At 34.8% G+C, this 19746-nt stretch carries 24 protein-coding genes; 2 read left to right on the top strand and 22 right to left on the bottom strand.

Annotated elements, in window-relative coordinates; translation table 11 throughout:
• Positions 1–32: 32 nt before the first annotated feature.
• The 20 genes from ABWU69_RS01365 to ABWU69_RS01460 form a co-directional block, all read right to left on the bottom strand.
• The gene (locus ABWU69_RS01365; protein WP_353285277.1) at positions 33–266 is read right to left on the bottom strand and encodes a hypothetical protein; all 234 of its coding nucleotides are present in this window, start codon (positions 264–266) and stop codon (positions 33–35) included.
• 28 nt (positions 267–294) lie between these two features.
• Positions 295–582 carry a hypothetical protein gene (locus tag ABWU69_RS01370; protein WP_353285278.1) on the bottom strand — a complete coding sequence of 96 codons (288 nt, stop codon included), beginning with the start codon at positions 580–582 and terminating at the stop codon, positions 295–297.
• Positions 583–593: 11 nt separating this feature from the next.
• Positions 594–1517: a patatin-like phospholipase family protein gene (locus ABWU69_RS01375; RefSeq protein WP_353285279.1), complete on the bottom strand. Its 924-nt coding sequence runs from the start codon at positions 1515–1517 to the stop codon at positions 594–596.
• Positions 1518–1525: 8 nt separating this feature from the next.
• On the bottom strand, positions 1526–1747 hold the full coding sequence (locus ABWU69_RS01380; RefSeq protein ID WP_353285280.1) for a hypothetical protein: 222 nt from the start codon (positions 1745–1747) through the stop codon (positions 1526–1528).
• 67 nt (positions 1748–1814) lie between these two features.
• Positions 1815–2348, bottom strand: a complete 534-nt coding sequence (locus tag ABWU69_RS01385; protein WP_341811553.1) for an ankyrin repeat domain-containing protein — start codon at positions 2346–2348, stop codon at positions 1815–1817.
• Between the two features lie 52 nt (positions 2349–2400).
• Positions 2401–3345, bottom strand: a complete 945-nt coding sequence (locus ABWU69_RS01390; protein WP_341811554.1) for a phage tail protein — start codon at positions 3343–3345, stop codon at positions 2401–2403.
• Positions 3346–3555, bottom strand: coding sequence for a tail protein X (locus ABWU69_RS01395; protein ID WP_010081876.1), 210 nt, complete (start codon positions 3553–3555; stop codon positions 3346–3348).
• Positions 3552–3899: a phage tail protein gene (locus ABWU69_RS01400; RefSeq protein ID WP_022626303.1), complete on the bottom strand. Its 348-nt coding sequence runs from the start codon at positions 3897–3899 to the stop codon at positions 3552–3554. The genes ABWU69_RS01395 and ABWU69_RS01400 overlap by 4 nt, the downstream gene beginning before the upstream one ends.
• Entirely contained in the window at positions 3899–6187 is a 2289-nt protein-coding gene (locus tag ABWU69_RS01405) for a phage tail tape measure protein (protein ID WP_353285281.1), read from the bottom strand. The genes ABWU69_RS01400 and ABWU69_RS01405 overlap by 1 nt, the downstream gene beginning before the upstream one ends.
• Positions 6188–6296: 109 nt before the next feature.
• The gene (locus tag ABWU69_RS01410) at positions 6297–6554 is read right to left on the bottom strand and encodes a phage tail assembly protein (protein WP_353285282.1); all 258 of its coding nucleotides are present in this window, start codon (positions 6552–6554) and stop codon (positions 6297–6299) included.
• An 83-nt stretch (positions 6555–6637) separates the two neighbouring features.
• Positions 6638–6919 carry a type II toxin-antitoxin system RelE family toxin gene (locus ABWU69_RS01415; protein ID WP_010082215.1) on the bottom strand — a complete coding sequence of 94 codons (282 nt, stop codon included), beginning with the start codon at positions 6917–6919 and terminating at the stop codon, positions 6638–6640.
• Complete coding sequence (locus tag ABWU69_RS01420) at positions 6903–7103, bottom strand: hypothetical protein (protein ID WP_007303020.1); 201 nt, start codon at positions 7101–7103, stop codon at positions 6903–6905. Before ABWU69_RS01420 ends, ABWU69_RS01415 begins: the two co-directional genes overlap by 17 nt.
• 61 nt (positions 7104–7164) lie before the next feature.
• Positions 7165–7671, bottom strand: coding sequence for a phage major tail tube protein (locus ABWU69_RS01425; protein ID WP_353285283.1), 507 nt, complete (start codon positions 7669–7671; stop codon positions 7165–7167).
• A gap of 11 nt (positions 7672–7682) precedes the next feature.
• Positions 7683–8861: a phage tail sheath subtilisin-like domain-containing protein gene (locus ABWU69_RS01430; RefSeq protein ID WP_353285233.1), complete on the bottom strand. Its 1179-nt coding sequence runs from the start codon at positions 8859–8861 to the stop codon at positions 7683–7685.
• Positions 8854–9414 carry a hypothetical protein gene (locus ABWU69_RS01435; RefSeq protein WP_353285234.1) on the bottom strand — a complete coding sequence of 187 codons (561 nt, stop codon included), beginning with the start codon at positions 9412–9414 and terminating at the stop codon, positions 8854–8856. Before ABWU69_RS01435 ends, ABWU69_RS01430 begins: the two co-directional genes overlap by 8 nt.
• A 6-nt stretch (positions 9415–9420) precedes the next feature.
• On the bottom strand, positions 9421–10887 hold the full coding sequence (locus ABWU69_RS01440; RefSeq protein ID WP_353285235.1) for a hypothetical protein: 1467 nt from the start codon (positions 10885–10887) through the stop codon (positions 9421–9423).
• Complete coding sequence (locus tag ABWU69_RS01445) at positions 10884–11078, bottom strand: hypothetical protein (RefSeq protein ID WP_264376309.1); 195 nt, start codon at positions 11076–11078, stop codon at positions 10884–10886. Before ABWU69_RS01445 ends, ABWU69_RS01440 begins: the two co-directional genes overlap by 4 nt.
• A 4-nt stretch (positions 11079–11082) precedes the next feature.
• The gene (locus tag ABWU69_RS01450) at positions 11083–12279 is read right to left on the bottom strand and encodes a hypothetical protein (protein ID WP_353285236.1); all 1197 of its coding nucleotides are present in this window, start codon (positions 12277–12279) and stop codon (positions 11083–11085) included.
• A 20-nt stretch (positions 12280–12299) separates the two neighbouring features.
• Positions 12300–14228 carry a DUF4815 domain-containing protein gene (locus ABWU69_RS01455; protein ID WP_353285237.1) on the bottom strand — a complete coding sequence of 643 codons (1929 nt, stop codon included), beginning with the start codon at positions 14226–14228 and terminating at the stop codon, positions 12300–12302.
• A gap of 14 nt (positions 14229–14242) precedes the next feature.
• Positions 14243–14929: a hypothetical protein gene (locus ABWU69_RS01460; protein WP_353285284.1), complete on the bottom strand. Its 687-nt coding sequence runs from the start codon at positions 14927–14929 to the stop codon at positions 14243–14245.
• 309 nt (positions 14930–15238) lie between these two features.
• On the opposite strand from ABWU69_RS01460, the gene ABWU69_RS01465 reads away from it, so the two are divergent.
• Positions 15239–16450 (top strand): hypothetical protein, encoded by a 1212-nt coding sequence (locus ABWU69_RS01465; RefSeq protein WP_341823688.1) that lies wholly within the window; start codon positions 15239–15241, stop codon positions 16448–16450.
• Positions 16395–17393 (top strand): hypothetical protein, encoded by a 999-nt coding sequence (locus ABWU69_RS01470; RefSeq protein WP_353285285.1) that lies wholly within the window; start codon positions 16395–16397, stop codon positions 17391–17393. Before ABWU69_RS01465 ends, ABWU69_RS01470 begins: the two co-directional genes overlap by 56 nt.
• Before the next feature lie 215 nt (positions 17394–17608).
• Here the strand turns inward: ABWU69_RS01470 and ABWU69_RS01475 are convergent, their stop codons facing one another.
• The gene (locus tag ABWU69_RS01475) at positions 17609–19168 is read right to left on the bottom strand and encodes an AAA family ATPase (protein WP_341823691.1); all 1560 of its coding nucleotides are present in this window, start codon (positions 19166–19168) and stop codon (positions 17609–17611) included.
• Positions 19169–19216: 48 nt separating this feature from the next.
• Positions 19217–19741, bottom strand: a complete 525-nt coding sequence (locus ABWU69_RS01480; protein WP_265031305.1) for a hypothetical protein — start codon at positions 19739–19741, stop codon at positions 19217–19219.
• Positions 19742–19746 lie beyond the last annotated feature (5 nt).

Here is a 19746-nt window from a genome sequence, read left to right on the forward strand (position 1 = left end):
TATAAGTAAAAGTAATTATATATTTAGTAATTCTATTTACCATCTCTGAAAGTTTGCTTATTTCGCTTGTCAATGGATACCTCTTCTAGCTTTTCTGGCTCAGCTTCAGATTTTGCCACTAATTTGCGTTGTTTGATAACTTTCTTTAATGTTTTAACTGCAATAAAATTAATACTGAAAACACAAGCAGCAGTTACCGCTAATGCTGGCAGAGGAGCTATCGGCAAAATTGCCACAATCGTGCCAGATGTGAGTAAAAGCGCCAACTTTTTGCTTCCTATTATCTTGTTTTTCTTAACCTTTATTGGACTTAATTTTTTCCTTAGCTTTTTGAAGCCTTTTTTTGAACACGTTACCTCTTTTCAGCTCTTTTTCTATGGGTTTTGTTTTTAAGCTTTTTATTTTTTCTTTTATTCCTTTTTTAAAATTTTCTACTTCAGAGATCTTCTCCATCATCTTTAGAGGTTGTTCATGTGGCTTAGCTTCTTGATCCTTAGCTACGGCTTTATGTTTTTTGGGCGAAATTATATTCTTTAAGCCCTTCTTTGCTTTTTTATATAAGTTCTTTATCTTGCTTGGCATTTGTACCTAAATCAAGATACGATATTACAGAATTTCTCTATCACTTTCTGATTGTCCTCTATCATTGCATTTGCCTCTTGCTGAAGAGATTTGATATTTTTTGACGTAATATTATCCATGTCAGGTGATGCTATTTTCAATTGTGATTGTATACGTATATATTTATCAGCTATCACTTGATCAAGTTGGTAGTTAACTGCATCTAAACTTGAAGCAAACATCACATGTAGTAGTGGTTTTATCCAACCTATCTTTCCAAATCTCTTTGAATTGGCATACTCTATGCTTCTATCTGTTCTGCCAGTACCTATCGATAACAGTACAATATCATCATTTGGAAATAACCTTTTACCACTTGCATATGCGCAAGCCGCAGGATTATTGGCAAATACCCCGCCATCCACTAATAGTCTGTCTATCTGGTCAATTTTTAGATGTTTTGGTATGAAATAGGTAGGTGCTGCTGTTGTAGCTCTGAGTGCATCTTTCAGCTTAATATTAGCTTCTTTCCAGCCTTTAAAGAAAAATGGACAATTATTGTGAATATCATAACTTGTGATTAGCAAATTACTTAAAGTGTTTTGTAGAGTATCATCACCAAAATATTTTTCTAATATCGATTCGATGTTTTTGTGTGGGTATTGTGCGCAATTAAGCCAAGAAAATATTGATCTTCTCAAAAATGAAGATTTAAAAATATATGACCCGTATTCTTGGTAAAGCTCAACTAAATCATTGGCTGAATATTGGGGATTTCCTTGTTCATCTCTCTTGCATAACCCTGCTACAACAATACCACCTGTTGAAGTACCAGCCATAAGATCAAAGATTTCAGCTATCGGTTTCTTTGACCTCTTTTCTATTTCTGCGAGAATAATGGCAGGTATTATCCCTCTAATGCCACCTCCATCTACAGATAAAATGTACTTTGTCACTGTAAAATTTATTTGTGTTTGTGAATATCTTCAAGTTCATTGACTTCTTCAGTGAGGTTTTTCACTCTCTCTTCAAGTCGATAGACTATTTCTATTAGTTCTTGGTTTTTTTCTACAAATTTATCATGGATATGTACACGTAGGTCGAGTTTTGCCAACCACCATATGAATCCTACAGTCTGTACAACTATTGTTATTATTACCGCTATTGGGATTTTTTGCTTTTTCATGTGAAAATATTAACTTGTTATGGATAGTTTTGGAAATTTATATGCAGATTATAGAAAACTTACAGCTTTAGTGATTACTTTTTGTTGATTCGTATTGATCTTCTGCTTTAGCAAGTAGCTTTATGATTTCCTTGTAAGGTTTATCTTTATTGTGCCTTGACCTTAATACAGCTACATCTCTTGGATTTTTTCCATCTGTGTCTCTAATGGTAGGTTCTGAACCTTTGTCTAATAAAAATCTAATTATCTCCAATTTGCCTTCATATGTAGCTGCATGTAAAGGTGTCCATCTTTCATATTTCGTAGCATTTATATCAACTCCTTTTTCTACTAGGAATTTTACAACCTCTGCACATCCCTCTTCTGCAGCATAATGTAGTGCTGTTAATTTAGGGATCTGCACATTAATATCTAATAGATTTTCTACTAAGAATTTTACAGTCTCTAAGTTACAATTTTGAGAAGCAATGCGTAACATCGTTTTATAATTATCTGCAGCTCTTGCCTTCATGTAGGAATAGGTAGCAATAATACATACTATTACTGTTATAAGCCACCAAAAATGCAGCTTGTTTTTTGTATCTTGACCCAATTTATCCATATTCAACATCTTTTTAATATTAAATAGATCATTTACTCATTTTTTATTAGCATTACTTACTCAAAGATGCTGACAACATAGTAAGGTAACCTGAGCTATTTAAAGTATGCTCCGCTCTGTTAACTATCCATTCACCATCTACCGCTTGATTAAAAGCTATAAGATTAAGTTTAGCTTCTGCAAATAACTCTGGATTACCAGGTATAGTGATATCCAATACTGCATTATTTCGCTTTAGTTGTTTTAACTTAGCATTTGCTGCACTTAGTGCTGATTCTGCATTTGAGTACATTTCTAACATAATATAACTTGGCTCGCCGCTACCAACTGTTTCTTTAATAGTTTCACCCTTTTCATAGCTATGCCATTTTGCCACTACTGAATTATACTTATCACGTACGGTAAAATGCACTTTCCAGTTAATTGTATCTTGAGGTCTAATAGTCGTTGTTCCTAAAGCTTTTCCTGTGGCTGATTTTGCCATATTCTTTGAAATAAACAATATATACCCACCAGCTAATTTTGCCATTGCTTCACGCTCTGTTGCGATCTTTGTTAACAGACTTATATCACTTTCATCTGCCTGATTAATATGGGGTATCAATACATCCTTAAATTCCTCAGCGACTTTGTATCCATATCCATGTTTTTGGGCTATTTCTTTTACTAAGTTTTCTATGGTAATTTGGCGCCATTCTTTTGATACTTTTGCCTTCAAAGATATTCTTAAATTTGTTGCATGAGCTTTGATTAGTAGAGTCTTAGGTGGACCCTGTATAGTCACTTCGTTGACTGTATATATACCCATTGGAAAGATTCCAATTTCCTTATAACCTAGTGCTATGTTCAATTCATTCGGAATATCTATGTCTTCATCCCTGTAATCAACACACACTTCAACTACATCATCTATTATTCCTGATTCATCTGTAAGGTGCAATGATATAACTCTATCTTTAATTGATTCACATTTATCTATTATAAAATCTGGCTGCATTTATTCCCAGACCTTTAATTTTGACTTTTGTACTATTTTCTTAATAGTAGGAAGCTTTATCTTTAATCCTGCGGGCAAAAAGCTTCCGTATTCTGCCAAACCCAAGTTCTCTGCTAGTACTAATTCCACTACTCCATCAGTAAATCCGTAATGTTTCCAGCAAATCAGATCTAACATCTCATTTTCTTTACTCACATAGTATATAGTCATCTATAGCTTTTTAAACTCAAACTAAATTCAATTTTTCTCGGTAGTCCATTAGGTAAAAAATACATCTGCTTTTCTTCTAACCTAGTAATTACGAATTGTCCTAAAATATTACCTAAACTATCTACTAAAATATGTGGTTTTTCAGTTTCTTTCACACTCTTTAATTGATTTAGCACGTTGAGATTATGCAGATAAATCATTCCTTCTAAATCTATATTTTCTACACCTTGACCGATATTTTGTAATAGTGGCATATTTTCAATACACTCAATCGTGCTCCAACGATTTTCTCTGCTATACTTTAAACTTGTGGGAGCAAACTTATACGGACCAAGAGATAGCATCAATAAAATGTCTCTACCGTATCAAATAAAACATCACGTGACTTTTCTCTTATCCTTTTTATTACTTCATCTGCAAGACTACGAACATCTTGGTTAGGTTCTGCTTTAATGCTGATAGTGTAATTATTAGTGATGTTCTGAGTTTTATTTTGTTCTTTATTTTCAAACTTACTCCTTGCAAATATCTTATCGCTCTCTGTAAACTTTTTCTCCTCAATAAGGCTTTTGACTCTGAAGCTATTTTTATTTCTCTTTGAAAATTCTTTAATTATACTGTTACCTAGCACAGGATTTCCACTGTTGAGAATATTACTTTTTAGGGGAGTGTGCACTGCTTTTACTTCAGTTTTTCTTTTTTCAAACTCTTTCAGTGGGCTATTTCCCAATACTTTTCCAAATATACTTTCACCTATCCATGAAAAAGCTTCTTCTATGGGTTTTATTATCGATTTCCAAAAGCTAGAGAAAAAGTCTTTTACCTTTTGCCAGTTAGTTATAACAAGTGCTGCGCCAGTGACAAGTCCAGTAATTAAAAGTCCTATAGGGTTACTCATTATAGCGAGTGTTACTGCTCTTAGTCCTGTTACTACTGCAGGAAAAACTGTAGCTGATAAAAATGAAAATACTCCAAGTAGGTTTGCTTTCAGACTAAAAATCGTACTTCCTAGCAATGTAAATCCGTATCCTAGTCCCACTGCTACAACTTTTAAACTTATCAAGGCTGCTACAGTACCCATGATTGCTTTGGTTAAAGTTGGATATTTTTCTGCAAATAACGCTATGCTTCTAGTTTTTTCTTGTAAAAATTCAGCTATAGATTTTAAAGTAGGCAGCATCACTGAACCCAGGTTCATACCAACTTCAGCTATTGCGTTGCGAAGAAGTCGTAATTTACTGGCTGTGGTGTCTACACGGTTTTGAAATTCTTTCTGCAACGAGCTCTTGTACTCTTCTGTGTCAGATAGTAACCTTATAGCATCTTCGTATTTGTTAAAACTTCCAGCTAATAATGCAATATCATCTTGATATTCCTGACCGAAAAGTTTCATCAGGATTGTAGAACGTTCCTGATTATCCATTTTCTTTAGAGTTTGAAAAAAGTAGAGTAATGCTTCTTCCCCATTTTCACTTATTCTTTGCACCATTTCTTCTGTGGCTATACCCATTTCTTCTAGTGCTGCCTTAAACTCTTTTCCTTGACCTTCAGAAGTTTGAAGCTTAGAAAGTAAAGCGTTTATGGCAGTTCCTGCTTTTGCTGGTTGTTTGCCTAAGCTAATGAAAGCATTTACTAAGCTGCTGGTTTGTTCAAACTTTAATCCAAACTGTTTTGCAGTACCACCAACTATTGCTAGAGCTTCAACCATGTCTTTTGCTTTAGCAGCAGTGTTATCTGACAAGTGGTTGATCACATTACCAACATGTTCCATTTCACTAACATCAATTCCATAAACGTTAGAGAGTTTAGCTATAGAATCACCTGCTTGCTCTGCAGACATATCAAATGCTGTAGACATTTTTGCCACTGTTTCTGTAAACATAAAAAGATCTTCTTTCTTGATACCAAGTTGACCACCACTTGCAGCTATTTGTGCTAATTCTGCAGCTGACAAGGGTATTTCACGAGATAATTTCTTTAATTCTTTAGCAAACTTTGATGCTTCATCTTTAGTGTCATTTTGCACAAATTTTACTACTTTTTTTACATCAGCCATAGCACTTTCAAAATCAATAGCAACTTTAATTGGTGCTGCAAGCGTTAGCCCTAGCCCAATAGTTTCTATAATTTGTGACTTAAAATGTGATTTGCTTGCTAAAAAACTTTGGTGACTACGTATTGCAGACCCAAGCTTACCATACTTACCTTTTAGCACTTCAATAGAAGAACCAAGTTTATATTGATCACTTACTAATGACTTAATATTTCTTCCACTTTTTCTTACTTCTTCATTGAATGAATGCAAAGCATCTCTCTTCCTTAAGTATGCCTCTTTTGCTTTTGTTGCAGAAAATTTAGCTTTATCAAACTCAGCTTTTAAAGTTTTGCTCGGTTTCTCTACCTCTTTCATTTGTTTAGCTAAAGATTTTACTTGATCTTCAAAGCCCTTCCACGACCTCCTGCTAGTCAAAACATCATGACCCAACTGCTTAAACTTTGATACTGATTTTAAAGATGAGTCAAGCTTTCTTATATTCTCACCAAGACGAGTAAGTTGACTACTACTTCCTTTTATTACAGTACTGAAACTGCCATCTAAGACTGCTCCGATTTTTATAGATAACGTTGACATTGTACCTTTCTCGCTGCTTCATGCCATAGAATAAATTCATTAATTTCCATATCAAGCAAAGGCTCAATTCCACTACCAATAATAGAACTGAGCGCTATTACTTCTGACCTCAAATCCTTTGAATAATTGGTGAAAAAAAATCCTTTAATACCTCTTGCACTTTTACATAATCAGCAATATCTAACTCTTCAATTGCTTCTTTTGCAACTGATGTCAAATTGGCAGTCAAAGTTACTTCCTTACTCAGATCACTACCATTAAGGCGTTCTATTGCCAAATAGTCTCTAACTTTTGGACGTCTAACAGTAAGTTCTGAGACAGAAATACCATCAACTGTTATTGGGTTATTAAGTGTTATAGCTTGCATGTTCCTCCTTAAAAAGTTAATTAAATAAAAGTCTATATCGGCTTTTACATAACTAATTTCTTTGCATGGTGCTATAAATAGGATTAGCTTTGATAAGAATCTTTTCTGTGTTCAATTGAAGTAATAACTACTGTATGTTCTGGTACATCTATATAATAAAGTATACGATAGGTACTCACCCGTAGACTACGTTGTCCACTTAAGTTATGCTTTAATGGCTTTCCAAGTCCAATTGGATCAACTGTTAGACGCTCCATTATTGCCTTCTTAATCATTAACTTTACTTTTGCTGGAAGAGCCGGAATGTCTTTCTTTATAACAGATTCTGAATAGTCTATATTGTAAGGCTTAATCCCAGAAGGCATCTTGATGTTTAACCCTCTTTTCTTTATAGCGTTCGTCAGCAATCTTAGATAATTCCATATCTTCAATTTCTTCTTCCATTAATTCAGTTAATAACTTTAAAACGGACTTGTCTTGAGATTGTGCTACACTAACAAGTAAACCAGTTAGCTGCTCTATGGAATTTGTATGAGCTTTAGAATCCATATTAACTATATACCTACAACTTCTTATATTTTAACATTTTTATGTAATTTTGTCAACCATATTAGATCCCTAGAATCGTTTGTAGCAAGGCCATTTGATCAACGCCATTTATCTTTCTAATCATATTTTCAGCATCGATTTCTATTAACTCATTACCACCTATAGTAAGTTTATAGTAATGAGCAGCTACAGTGCATTTTAGAGTGGCTTTTTCAGCAGGTTTCCAGCTACCAAAGTCAAATTCTTTGAATATTCCTCTTAAATTTATTACTACTGCTTCAATATCATTACTTCCACTTCCCTGCATTCCACCACGGAGCGTCAAAGCTACTGAATTTCCATTTATCAACCCAAATAGCCGAAAGAGCTCTGTATCGTATTCAGAAAAAGTGAAATCTGCTTCAAGCTTCTCCATGCCCATGTCAATATTTATTGGAATATCCATACCACCAGCTCTATATTCCTCAGTTTTAATGGTGAGCTTTGGCAAGGTTACTTCATCTATTTTTCCTGCATAACCACGACCATCAACGAATACGTTAAAATTTCTCAGTATTTTTGGTAACACTTTGCTTTCTCCTAACTTATATTTACAAGATGAGATCTGAATATTATTTGCTCAGCCGGATACGGTGGTGTAAACTCGAAGTCAAAATACACTTTCCCGCTTGCAATGTTTGCCGGTGTATTGAGCTCTGGTGTTGCATAACATTTTCCGCTAATAATCGCCCCTTGTGCTTTTAAACTTGCCAGATAGGAATTCACCCCCTCAATTACATCATCTATATAAGTTTTGGTGATATTTCGATCAACTGCCCAGAGATGAGCTCGAAGTAAACTATCATTAATTAAATCTGCAGTCCTTCTCACTGACAAAAAAGCCCATTTTGAGTCATTTGAACATGTTCTATTGCCCCAAAGCCTATAGCCATTTTGATGAATTATCGTTGTTACTTCATTTTCATTCAAGTGGTTTGCTCTACAATTTGTATTACCGAGCGTAAAATCAATAGGCCTGCTTGTTCCAACAATACCATTTATCTCTTTATTTGAAGGCGAATGCCAAAATCCTTGTTCACTATCTACTTTGGCTATCAAACCAGCTACAAATGAACTTGGAGGAAAAATTTCTTCTTTTCCTTCAATAAATACCTTAACCCATGGATCAACTACGTAAACTCTTGAGCTGCCTACACTTTTTCTCCATTTTATTGCTTCTTCATCATTAGTATTTGGTCCATCTGCAACAATAATTGCTCTTAATTTTTCTGCTATGGAAATTAAAGCACTCACTACTGAATTTACTCCATCTATTTCAGGTAACTGATGAGTAAACTGAGGTGCAATTAATATTCTTGGAGCAATATGAACTATGCTTTCACTACTGAGGAATGCCTCTATCCCTTGATACTCTCCAGTCTCTTTATCAACACCGCCAATTATATTTTGGATAGTTTCACTTTCTTTGAGCTTTGAATCGCTGTTTTCACTTTCTTTAACTCGAATAACTACTACTGTTGCACCAATCTGGGAAAATATTCCGTTTGTTGCAGAAGGTAAACTGCCACTCTTTCCAAGTCTTGCTGCTTCTTTTAAGCTTCCTGCAATTAACACTGGTTTATTTAGCGGAAACTTTTGCTCATCAGCTTCAGGGGCAGTACCAATTACACCTATCACTGATGATTTAGCTGTACGTACTGTCTTTGCTCCTGAGGTTACCTCAATAACATTTACTCCGTGTAAAAATTCTTCAGCCATTTCTTTGTATCTTTTGTTTAAAATCGTTTAGTAAGTTCTCTAGCTCATTTTTACTTTTGGCTTCTGCAATTTTCTTCTTGGTAATGTCTTCCAACTCTTCACATTTAATTATTTCTTTTACTGCTTTTTTTGCTTTTTCTTCAATTATTCTTGCCATTTCAATAACTGTAATACCACGGACTTTTGCTAATGGTTCTATAATTTCTGTATCCTTTTTACTTATAGACTCTGGTGCTGCTAGAATGCTTTTTGCGGCTTTTTCTTGTATTTGATACGATTTAGCTTTTTGGTGAGAATTTCCAGCGTATTCGTTAGTATAGTTATTAAAATAAAAACGCACACTATCAAGTGCAGAAAGTTTCGCATTTTCCAATAATTCCAGCTCAATATCTTCCTTATTCCTTTCAACAATTTTCTCTCCTTCTGTTAAACAATAACTTTTTTGCCAGTCAAAATTCTTTGGCGCTTCGTACCAATCATTCCCTGTTGGCTTACTTTCAAGCGTTGTTGTTTCTACTTGTTTATCATTCTCAAATCTAATGTAGATAGACATTCTTTGTTACCTCCAGAGTTCATAAGTTTCAGATAACCCAGGACATTGCCAAGCTTTTAGCGTTCTCTCTACATCTACTTCAAGCCCCGTGGTTAGAAAATTGCTACGTATGTTATATATTCCCCACTGAATAAATTGACCATAGTTGTATACATAATTTGATGCAAGCATACCTTGACTGACTTGTGTTCTGGAACATAGGTAAGATGATGTGTAAAGTAATATTGCAACTGTTTTTCCTGCTGGGATCTCCACATTACCAGATCCAGCTAATTTGCTATCAGAACTCATGTATTGGTAAACATTTTTCCATATTATTCTTGAAATACTTGATTTATTAGAATTGGTATTATCTGGTGTTCCCACAAATAGTCCTGCACCCCCATACTCCGTACTCGAGTACGATGATCCAACAAATTCTATTGTTTTATTTATGTTCACATTCGTTGTATTTTTTACAAATACTACTCCAAGTGCAGCATATGGGTAATAGTATATCTCATCATAACTACCCGAAAAGCTTTTTGTGCATAACTCTCCGTAAATAAATGTTCCTTTATTTCCCTCTATAAAACTTAGTTGTCTTGGCCGATAAAAACTAACGTAATCTGTATCGTATGTATGGCTACCTGCTAGTAATTGCAACATATAGTCGGTTTTTGTTATATCACTACTCCACTTTCCAAGCTCTGTTGTAAAAGTTCCGTGGCCAAAGTAATTATTTTTTCTGCCAAGTACACCAAATAAGAAAGGTAATGTACCTGATTCAATCATATTACGCTTTCTTATTTCATTTATAAGAGACGCTTTTAACTGTTCATCCCGAGTTTTTACCTCATTTATCAGGGATGTTTTTAACTGGTTATCACGAGTTTCTATTTCCCTAATAATTGATGAGCCAGATGGTACATTATTAACAGCACGAAAATCTTCTACTAAACCTTTAAGACCATCTTTATGACTGTTACTAATGCTATTTATTGCTGCAATATTGGCATTCTTTCTCGTATCAAGTAGCGATATATGCGAATCTGATGATGCTTTTAAAGTATTTAAGGAATTATCCCTAAGCTTGTTGATTTCATTAACGGAATCTGTTTTTACTGCAGTTATTGCTGATATTGAGTTTGTTTTATTGCTGTTTATATCATTTAGGTGTTTTTTTGCACTATCAAGAAGTTCTTTTAGCTTACCATCTGTCATCTGCACAATTTCAGAAACCGCACTTTTGTCGACTATTGATTCCAATGCTTTAGCAAGATATGCTAATTGATCTGGAGTACTGTTTGCTACTAAATCCTTAAGTCTTTTTTGTAGTGCATTAATTATCCCTTTTACTTCAGTCATCTGCACAACGTTGGAAATAGCTTTTTTATCTGCTATCAATTCCAGCGATTTTGCAAGATATGCCAGTTGATCAGGTGTGCTACTTACTGCTAAATCCTTTATCCTTTGGTATATTGCTTCTTTCATTCCCAAAAATTCAAAAAAGTTTCAAATCTAAATCGTTCAAAATTACTTTTCAGTTGATTATGTTTATTTTCTCCCTTACTCATATCCTCATCTATTTTTTCTATAGCTTTTCGAATACGTACTACATCTTCCACTGCAATATTTTCTGGATGTGGTAGTGTATATCCTCGTTTGCTTTGGTCATTTGGCATTGATTCAAGTAATAATCACTCGCAAATTTTTGACTTTAGGACGATAGATAACTGTTCCACTTAAAACTAATTTTATCCTTGTCTCATTGCCATTAAAGTTTGTCAGCACATGAGTTCTCTCTACCCAATTTTCTCCAATTGGTTTTCCTGATGTTAAATTTACTAATTGCCATTCTCCCACGTTTTTCTCTACATAAGTTTTAACATCTGCAGTGCCAGGTATTAGCGCATCATATGTTATGGTAATCTTAGTGTTAGCTCCTGCTGTAATACTTCTTGTAACATAATCTCCAGACTCTGAAAGATTACCTAGAACTAGCTGTAACCCTGGATATAGCACTGGACTTTTTTCTTTTGACCCTTTTAAATTTGCCTTTACTGTTAACTCTCCAGATAGTCTTTCACGCAGCGCGAGCGGCAAGTTATCAGATAGAAAATTTTCTTTTCCTTCTTCATCTGTCAGAATAAATTCCACATTGGTATCAAATGCTACTTTTTCGACGTTCGTCAAAACTATTAAATCCGATACGTTGTTTGCTGTAACTTTACCAAGATCAATAACGTGAGAATTTTCGCTAAATTTTGCAGCTAGTAGTCGAAACGTAAGATCAAAGTTTTGATGTGGAGTCCAGGTACTTGCATTGCTTGATGAAAGTAATACTCCTACTTGATATGGTTGACTTGTTACCCACCTACTATTTACTGCATCATACTTGCCAAGTTCTGCTATTTTTACTGCAGTATCTGCATCATCAGTAAGTAGTACTATTGCATACTCCTTTCCTGCATGGCAAAACACTGGTGACCACTCTATACGTGTTGCTGTGCCATCTACTTTTATATCTTTCGGCTCAATATAGCTTGCAGCAATGACAGTCTGTGAGGGCATTCCCACTGCTGTTTCTCTAATCTGCACAACAACACGTTTTTTGCCTTTATTTACAAACCATAGCTCTACACCTCCTATGTGCCTACTCTCATTTAAAGTAAATGTTTGCGCTAAAGGATCAACTCTTCTTGCTGCGATAACTCTTCTTCTTTCCTCTATGGTAATAGTTTTTTTACCAGTATAAGTTGCTTCTCCATAACTGCCTTTATCACCGAAAAACTGCACTAACTTAGTCCCAGCAGGAATGTTTCTTGGTACAGTAAATCTTCCTTTTATTTTTCCTCTGTTATCAGCAATAAATGTTGCGATCATGTTTTTCTTTCAAATATTTTCTATGCTTGAGGTTGAATAAAAATTCCATCAAACTTTATCTCTTTAAGCTTCTCACTTGGCTCAAAACCTTCGATCTCAAAATTCTGTACTGCTTCTCTCATAAATTCAGCTTCATATGAGGTACTTGACAGCAGCTCTGTTGTTTCTTTAACATTAAATACTCTATTTACTGGACTTTTCCAATTCGTGGTGACCTCTGTCCAGTGATCTATATTTTTATTTAGAGTAATTTGTGCCGGAACTGGATCAAAAGCTTGATATGGATTGATCTTTTCTCCTTTAGTCTGTAAAAGCTGCTCCAGTACCGGTTCGAGTTCATACGGTAAAAGATAAGGTTTTTCTCCCCCGTCAATATCAGCAACCGTTACATCTATTGGTAAAACTAGTTCTCTGTTTACTATTGCTGCAGACTGTTTTACCCCATGATCACGCATATCGTCATCAAAAAACGAATCTACAAATACCCCTTTTTTGGTGGTAGGTTCTCTTGAATTTGCATCACTGCGTAGACGCTCCTCTGCAACTAATGCATAAAGATCATTTATTCCTTTTTTCATTGCTTCCAATTCGTTCATCGGCACAGCATGAATAGCATTATTCACTATTTTTACCCCTTCGCCTTTTTTCCACGTCTGATGAATGTAGCAGAGCAAAAGTTGTCCGCTAGGGGCTTTAGGCATCGATGGTCGCCATGGATGAGCAATTCCCTTTATTCTCCTTACCACCCCTTTTGCATCTAGAGTGATTAAATCAAAGCGGGGCATCTTCCAGGTGTAATCTATCAAAACCAGACTATTATCAACTGCTCCTCTTACTTTACATCCTTGTTCATTTATATCTTCAGGGCTTACCTGAGTACGACAGCGATAGGTTATCAGGTAACTGCTTCCTGGCGCTGGCTCTTTTCCTGCCAATGACCAATCAACATTTCCGGCGTTTAGTTTATAATCTACACTATTTTCATAAATAACGTCTCCTTGTTTAACTTGAATAATCTCAAGTACTGCAGAGTCAGGTATCGGATCAATAGCTCCAGAATATGAACCGTGAGTAACAGTAATGGTTTTTTGAACAGTTATATCTACTTTTTTAATTTCACTTATTGGAAAATCATTAACTTTAAGTTCCATTACTCTTTGGCTATTTGGCTGAAAAGTATGTGGTTCTGATTCAACTGATTTTATATCTGGATCTTCATCAAAAGAAACACGAATACTGTGAGGTAACTCAATTTCATAGCCATCAACATGAGCTTTTCCCTCATTAATTACAAATATTTTTTTTCCTCCTTCCCCCTCTTCCTTTTGCAGGAACATTACTTCAAGGCCATTTACAACATAGGAACCATTTGCTTCTTTGTCATAACGAGCAAGAGCAGTAGTTACTATATTTGCTTGTGGAGGTGGTGAATGTTCTATTAATACTCCATTTTCAATGTTATAGATTGGATAAAACTCTCCTTCAGAAAAACGTGGAGAAAGACCTTCTGCTTGATAACCCCAAATGGTGGAAACTTTAAGCCTTGCAGCTCCTACTTCCTGATAGTTTCTTGTACCAATAGCAGGATCACGAAGGTTTTCATCCTCAAGTTCTGTAATGGTAGATTCTACATAATAAACACCTATGCGAACTGTGGTACTCAGTGGAATAACAAATTCTTTTGCTTCTACTTTTCTAACTGCTCCACGAAGATAGATTTTTCCTGACTCAAGTGTAACTTTACCAGTTTCCCCATCTATAATACAATTGCTTCCTGTTATAACATCGCCATCACGAAATATTGCATCGCCTATGCCTTTAAGCTTAGAGAGAGCATACTCCTGAGTCTCGTTTAATTCTGCAGACTGTAAACCTCTTCCTGCTAGAAACAAGCTTTTTTCGTATTCTTTATCAGGATTAAAGCGGTTATAATAGGCGTTTAAAGTCATCTTTTTCCCTTTTTCTAAAATGTTACAACAAACGAAAAAGTTTCCCGAGTTGCAGCTGTTCTGATAAGTGGCACAGTGTGTTCTAAAACCAGCAAGATTCCAGGATTTTCTACATCTTTTGGCTCAAAATATCTCTGTCCTCTAGGTAATCCTTCTTTTATTTTAGTACCAACCATAACCCCGAGTTCCCTGATAACTTGATTTGCTGCGTCCGTGAAATCGAAAGTAAACTTGAGAAAAAGGTTATTGGTTGGTACAGCGGAAGATTTAAACCTTCCAGATGGAGTCAAAAGCTCTTCGTTTTCATCACCTGTGCAGAAGAGAACTTCTTGAGCGGTACGTCTACCAAGTTCATTGAGCAGTTTTTCAGACGTTATCGGCTCTGGTGGTGTATTTTGAGTATACTCTATAGTGACTGCATTATTTGCCGTGATAGAGCTGTTTTCCACCAGTTTAATTACACTAGTATTGCTATCAATTGTATAGTCTATACTTGGCTGATAAATTATCTGTCCTGTAGTAACCTTCACATCTTTGATGGGGTGATGATCTAGGGTTAGTTTGCCATCAGTGGTAAAAATCTTCTCCACTTTATGGCTACTTCCAGAGTTTCCATCACCACTTCCCCAAGCAAGATGTATAACTTGCTCTTTTATGCTTGCTGCTATTGCTGCTCTTCCTGTTTGGGTGAGGATTGACATTATTTCTCTCTCTGTAGTTTGTCTTTGTTATTGGGAATGGCTCAAACCTGGAACTATAGGCAAAAAGCACTCTTTTTCCATTACCTATGAGATTGGTATAAGATGAAAGCTTCTTTAACGCATGCCTATTACTTAATATATACATCTTTCATAGTTGTATGTTTAAGTAAAAGAAAAATATTTTATCGATATTTCGCTTAAATTTCTGTTGATTAATTTTTTACTTATGTAAAATATAGCTCATTATATTATACATACTGTATGGTTGGTCTTTATCCCAGCAGAGATTTCTGGGAAAGCAGTTTAGAAATGCCTGTAGATCATTGGCTACTCAGCTTTCAAAATGAGGAAATGCGTAAAAATTGGCTTTATTCCCTCTCAGGTAGACAACTAAATGTTATCTTTCTTCACTGTTTTAAAGGTCAGCAAAATGAGCAATTATTTAAAGAACACGAGCTTTGGAAGTATGATGATATCTCAGTTCAACAAAAACGTAAAATGCTCATGGACTGTTCAGATTCTTTGTTCAACTATTATCTACTTAGTCATTTTAACCATTCTAAACTTGAATCTGCTGTTGTTGAAGTAGCAAAATCTGCTTTGAATGAAGAGTTGATCACACAGTTTTTATGTAAAAACAATAAACATGATAAAAAATCCTTGATCTTTGTTTTATTTCATAGTGACCCAGAATTAATCAAATGTGTTTACCACTTTGATAAAGTACAAAAGAAAGGATTTTCATCTTTTGCTTTACAGAATTCTCCAAGGCAGATGAAAATTCCATTTAAAAACTTTATATCAAAAGAAGTTATTCACCAATTACTACAAGAATACGATGCTGAAAAAGATGATGGCTTTGAAACTCAACTACAAGGTTTTTTCTACCATCAAAATCGTATATACGTGTTTATACGTCGTGCTAGCAATAAAGACTTACTCTTCAGTTCAAACCGCATTATCCATGGATATAGGCCAGATTGGATTATTCTGGATTTTGCACTACATGGTAATCAAGTAAATCTATGTGCTAAGAATTTTAGTGAAAGCCTAAAAATAGCAAATAGTATCGTAAGTCATTATTTTGAACGCGAATGCTTATTCATCAACATGCAAGACCAGAATTGTACACTTCTTGTTGCAACATTCTTGAAATCTTCCATAGAAGGTGCTGATCCTAATATTTGTTTATTTGAGGTAAAGTTTCGTTCAACTCAGCTCAAGAAAGATACGTACTTAGTTGTAGTCACCAATCCAGTTAACTCAATTGCTCGGGAATTACAAATGCTGAAACTAACAATCGGGCAAGATAATTCACTTGTTGAATCTATTCGTATTGTATTTCAAGAGAAGAAAGTGACTCTGTTCTTTAAAAGAAACCAGCATTATACTATTATTTATTACTCAGAGCACATACTCAATAAAAACGAGCGTGAAGATTTTAAATCATTAATGAAAGAAACCTATGGACTTACAATTCTCCCAAAAGCAAGCTGTTGCAGATATTCTGAGATCTCATGACTCCTGGATTGATCCTAGTAAAGCTTATTTAGAAACTGCGTTGTGGTTGTCTGGCTTTGGTTTTATTAAATTAAAAGAGGTTGATTTTGTTATTTGCTCTCGCGAAGAAGATCATCTAGATTGGCCTCACGTATTTTACCCAGATTGTAATAATGAAATTCCTATTAGTCCAGATTTTGATGAAGAGTGTGATGACATGCTTTGTGAAGATTGTTGTCGTTACATTTTACCAAATACTCATCAGAAACAACGATTTCACCTACTATCGACCAATCTTAACTTAGAAAAAATTGCAAATTGGTTTGAGGATTTATTAAACGACTCAAAATTAATCTGGCAAAAAGCAGCAGAAGGAGTTTACCACGTAAGTAGCCAAGGTAGCATCGTAAGCCTAATTATTCTCGACCTTTGCACTGATGCAGTACATTTCACCATAGATAAACTTAGAATTCAGCCCACTACCCTTATTACCGTAAGAGAAAATGTACCAAACTTGCCACTTGTTTTGCCTATCGTAAAAATGTCTGATCTTCTTTGTGAACATAAAACTTTACATGAAATAATTCTTGAAGCAGCTATACCAGAGTTAATTGCTAATGTTTCTACGCAAATCTTTCCCATTATTTCACTAAAGGAAGTTAAACCTAAATTACCAAAAAAGGTGCTACAACTAAAGTTTTCGCATGGTGTGGTTTACATCAATGACATCGAAGTAGTAAATAAACGAGCTACATTGTGCATTAGTATTTTTCGCGTTTTATTCAAACAATTTCTTGATGACTTTAAAAATGATCTACCATTAGAGCAACATATACCACTGAGCATTGAAAAAATAGCAGACCGTTTAATTTTTCATTCAGAAATTACAGATTTAGAACAACAAATAAGATATCCTCTGAATAAAATGCAAAGACAAATAAAAGAAAACTGGCTAACCAATTAGGATTGAGCATCAAACGTGACGATATTATTCAAACTATTGGCTGGCCAGAATTAACTTGTAAAGAGTACGGTTATCGTCTCAATCCTTTTACTCTTGCATTGAAAAAGTAAATTTTCTACTTCTTTAGGACCTCTTGTTCACTTATTTCTTTTTCTAGATCAGCAAAAGGCTCTGTGTCGCTTCTTGCCTTTTACCAACAAACGTCAACTTTCTTTTTAAGAGTATCTACTCCTAAAATAGCATTTATTTGACCAACCTGTGGACCCATCAATCTTACTGATAAATTTTGTTGGTAAAGACTGGCCATTTTTTGATTCAAACATCAACTGACGAATATTTTCTTCTTCTATTGGCTTTAACATGAGTATACCGGAAGTATAAACATTTCTTAAACTGCTTGCACCACTTAAACTTTGGAAAGGATTTTCTTTAGGAAGCTTTTTATTAACATTGTGGGTTAAAATAACACCTGCATTTGGATTAATTGCAGAACGTAACCTTTCGACTTTTTCTTGCAAAAACGCGTACATAACATCATTGTCATTTTCATTTCTATAGTTAAAGACATTGCGTAAAGAGTCAATAACAATAACATCTACCTCTGCTGGGTTGAAAAATTGTTTCACGGTATTATAAACTTTACTGATATTGTTCTCGTCAAGTAGTAAATTAGCATCAGACGTAATAGCAAAGTTATTTTCAACTAAGTTCAAAAGTTTGTTGTCAATCTTAAGTTGTTGTAGTCTCTCACGCATATAATGGTAGCCAACATCAGTCTGTAGATAAAAGATTTTTAGAGGTTTTGCTGGTACCATGTCAAAAAATGGAACACCTGCAGACATATTCGCGAGCCAAGAAATCAAAAAATCAGTCTTTCCGACCTTCGGAGTACCGCCAAATACTAATAATCCACCTGGTGTTAAGATTCTTGGGGAAATTATATCTTTTGGTATTGGTGACTTATCGCCCAAATACTGCTTTACAGAAAAAGCTGAGACGTTTTCTTTAACTACTGCATTATTTGAGATTAATAGCTGGTTTATATCTATTTTTTCCGCAATAGCATCAATGGCATTCCATCCACCCTTTTTATCTTCTGGAATATTTAGAATAGAGCACTTTAGGTTACTCAGCTTATTGGCGATTTTTTCAGCATACTGTTTACCTGCTTTATTATTATCTGGCCAAATGATGATATGTTTTCCATTGAGTGGTGAAAAATCTGTTTCATCGATTGAGTCATCTATTCCAAACATCACCGTTGTTGCAGTAATACCTTGGTTTGTTAGTTTTTCAGCACATTTTTCACCTTTTACTACAACTACTCTATTAGATTTTATAATTTTGGGAATATTGAAAAGTGGTTTTGTACACGTTTTAGAGCTCCAAGCATAGTAACGGTTGGCATTGTAAAAGTAGACATAAATAATATCTTTGCCATTTTCATCAAAATAAATAAATCTTTCAGCATTGAGCCATTTTGATATTAAGCCAATCACTTCATGAAGTTTGTTTTTACCAGTCACAAGTGCCCAAAGACTAATTATATCTCCACTTTTACCAGTAACCAAGCTAGACCAATTTCCTGCTTTCATGTCGACTATGATTTGGTCTTTTTGTAGATCAGCAACGCAAAACTTCTTTTTATAAAATCTCCCATTAGGAAAAAAATGAGAAATGCATGCTTTAATGTTATGAAGTAGCAGTGATCTAATTCCTAAAACATCTTCAGAATCTTTCCACAAAAAGTTTTCTGTAATACTCCAAAAATCCATATATCCCCCATATTTATTTTTTTACTATTTTTTTTACTTTTAAATTTTTTAATTCCAATTAACTGTTGGCTCTGAGCCCTTCATAAAACTCGCATAACTACCATACTCTGGAGTAATGACTGAGATAATCTTATTTTTTTCACCATATCCACTAGTTTCCGTGCCAACCTTAACTAAACATTCCAGGCCATTTAGTTCCGAAATAGATTTAATTTTACGGGCAAGATTTGCTTCTTCTCGATCATCATGAGGATAGATATTGCGAGCTGACTCCAAAATACTCCTGATCATCGAACGACCCATTTCTCCCCAGACATCTTCTCCATTTTCGTTGAGTTTACTACCTTGAATACCAAAAATTTGATAGATCTTACGTTTTGAGTATGGTCCTTCTACCACAGTAAATTCGAGATTTAAGTAAATGCTGCCAGTATTTTTACTTTTCGTCAGTAAGCCATTTGGTTCATGACCTCCAGGACAAATTTTCACTAATACTTTTGCTATAGTACCAGCAGGTATTAAGCTACTTCTTGATTTTGCAGTATTAAAATCAGTTAAAAAATCTTCTAACATATAAC

The sequence above is a fragment of the Wolbachia endosymbiont (group A) of Beris morrisii genome (assembly GCF_964028185.1).
In the GTDB taxonomy this organism is placed as follows: domain Bacteria; phylum Pseudomonadota; class Alphaproteobacteria; order Rickettsiales; family Anaplasmataceae; genus Wolbachia.

What these genes read in the sequence shown, in the direction of transcription:
- ABWU69_RS01370 (WP_353285278.1), bottom strand. Translation starts at nt 582, where the DNA reads ATGCCAAGCAAGATAAAGAACTTATATAAAAAAGCAAAGAAGGGCTTA.
- ABWU69_RS01380 (WP_353285280.1), bottom strand. Translation starts at nt 1,747, where the DNA reads ATGAAAAAGCAAAAAATCCCAATAGCGGTAATAATAACAATAGTTGTA.
- ABWU69_RS01385 (WP_341811553.1), bottom strand. Translation starts at nt 2,348, where the DNA reads ATGGATAAATTGGGTCAAGATACAAAAAACAAGCTGCATTTTTGGTGG.
- ABWU69_RS01390 (WP_341811554.1), bottom strand. Translation starts at nt 3,345, where the DNA reads ATGCAGCCAGATTTTATAATAGATAAATGTGAATCAATTAAAGATAGA.
- ABWU69_RS01395 (WP_010081876.1), bottom strand. Translation starts at nt 3,555, where the DNA reads ATGACTATATACTATGTGAGTAAAGAAAATGAGATGTTAGATCTGATT.
- ABWU69_RS01400 (WP_022626303.1), bottom strand. Translation starts at nt 3,899, where the DNA reads ATGCTATCTCTTGGTCCGTATAAGTTTGCTCCCACAAGTTTAAAGTAT.
- ABWU69_RS01405 (WP_353285281.1), bottom strand. Translation starts at nt 6,187, where the DNA reads ATGTCAACGTTATCTATAAAAATCGGAGCAGTCTTAGATGGCAGTTTC.
- ABWU69_RS01410 (WP_353285282.1), bottom strand. Translation starts at nt 6,554, where the DNA reads ATGCAAGCTATAACACTTAATAACCCAATAACAGTTGATGGTATTTCT.
- ABWU69_RS01415 (WP_010082215.1), bottom strand. Translation starts at nt 6,919, where the DNA reads ATGCCTTCTGGGATTAAGCCTTACAATATAGACTATTCAGAATCTGTT.
- ABWU69_RS01420 (WP_007303020.1), bottom strand. Translation starts at nt 7,103, where the DNA reads ATGGATTCTAAAGCTCATACAAATTCCATAGAGCAGCTAACTGGTTTA.
- ABWU69_RS01430 (WP_353285233.1), bottom strand. Translation starts at nt 8,861, where the DNA reads ATGGCTGAAGAATTTTTACACGGAGTAAATGTTATTGAGGTAACCTCA.
- ABWU69_RS01435 (WP_353285234.1), bottom strand. Translation starts at nt 9,414, where the DNA reads ATGTCTATCTACATTAGATTTGAGAATGATAAACAAGTAGAAACAACA.
- ABWU69_RS01440 (WP_353285235.1), bottom strand. Translation starts at nt 10,887, where the DNA reads ATGAAAGAAGCAATATACCAAAGGATAAAGGATTTAGCAGTAAGTAGC.
- ABWU69_RS01445 (WP_264376309.1), bottom strand. Translation starts at nt 11,078, where the DNA reads ATGCCAAATGACCAAAGCAAACGAGGATATACACTACCACATCCAGAA.
- ABWU69_RS01450 (WP_353285236.1), bottom strand. Translation starts at nt 12,279, where the DNA reads ATGATCGCAACATTTATTGCTGATAACAGAGGAAAAATAAAAGGAAGA.
- ABWU69_RS01455 (WP_353285237.1), bottom strand. Translation starts at nt 14,228, where the DNA reads ATGACTTTAAACGCCTATTATAACCGCTTTAATCCTGATAAAGAATAC.
- ABWU69_RS01460 (WP_353285284.1), bottom strand. Translation starts at nt 14,929, where the DNA reads ATGTCAATCCTCACCCAAACAGGAAGAGCAGCAATAGCAGCAAGCATA.
- ABWU69_RS01465 (WP_341823688.1), top strand. Translation starts at nt 15,239, where the DNA reads ATGCCTGTAGATCATTGGCTACTCAGCTTTCAAAATGAGGAAATGCGT.
- ABWU69_RS01470 (WP_353285285.1), top strand. Translation starts at nt 16,395, where the DNA reads ATGGACTTACAATTCTCCCAAAAGCAAGCTGTTGCAGATATTCTGAGA.
- ABWU69_RS01475 (WP_341823691.1), bottom strand. Translation starts at nt 19,168, where the DNA reads ATGGATTTTTGGAGTATTACAGAAAACTTTTTGTGGAAAGATTCTGAA.
- ABWU69_RS01480 (WP_265031305.1), bottom strand. Translation starts at nt 19,741, where the DNA reads ATGTTAGAAGATTTTTTAACTGATTTTAATACTGCAAAATCAAGAAGT.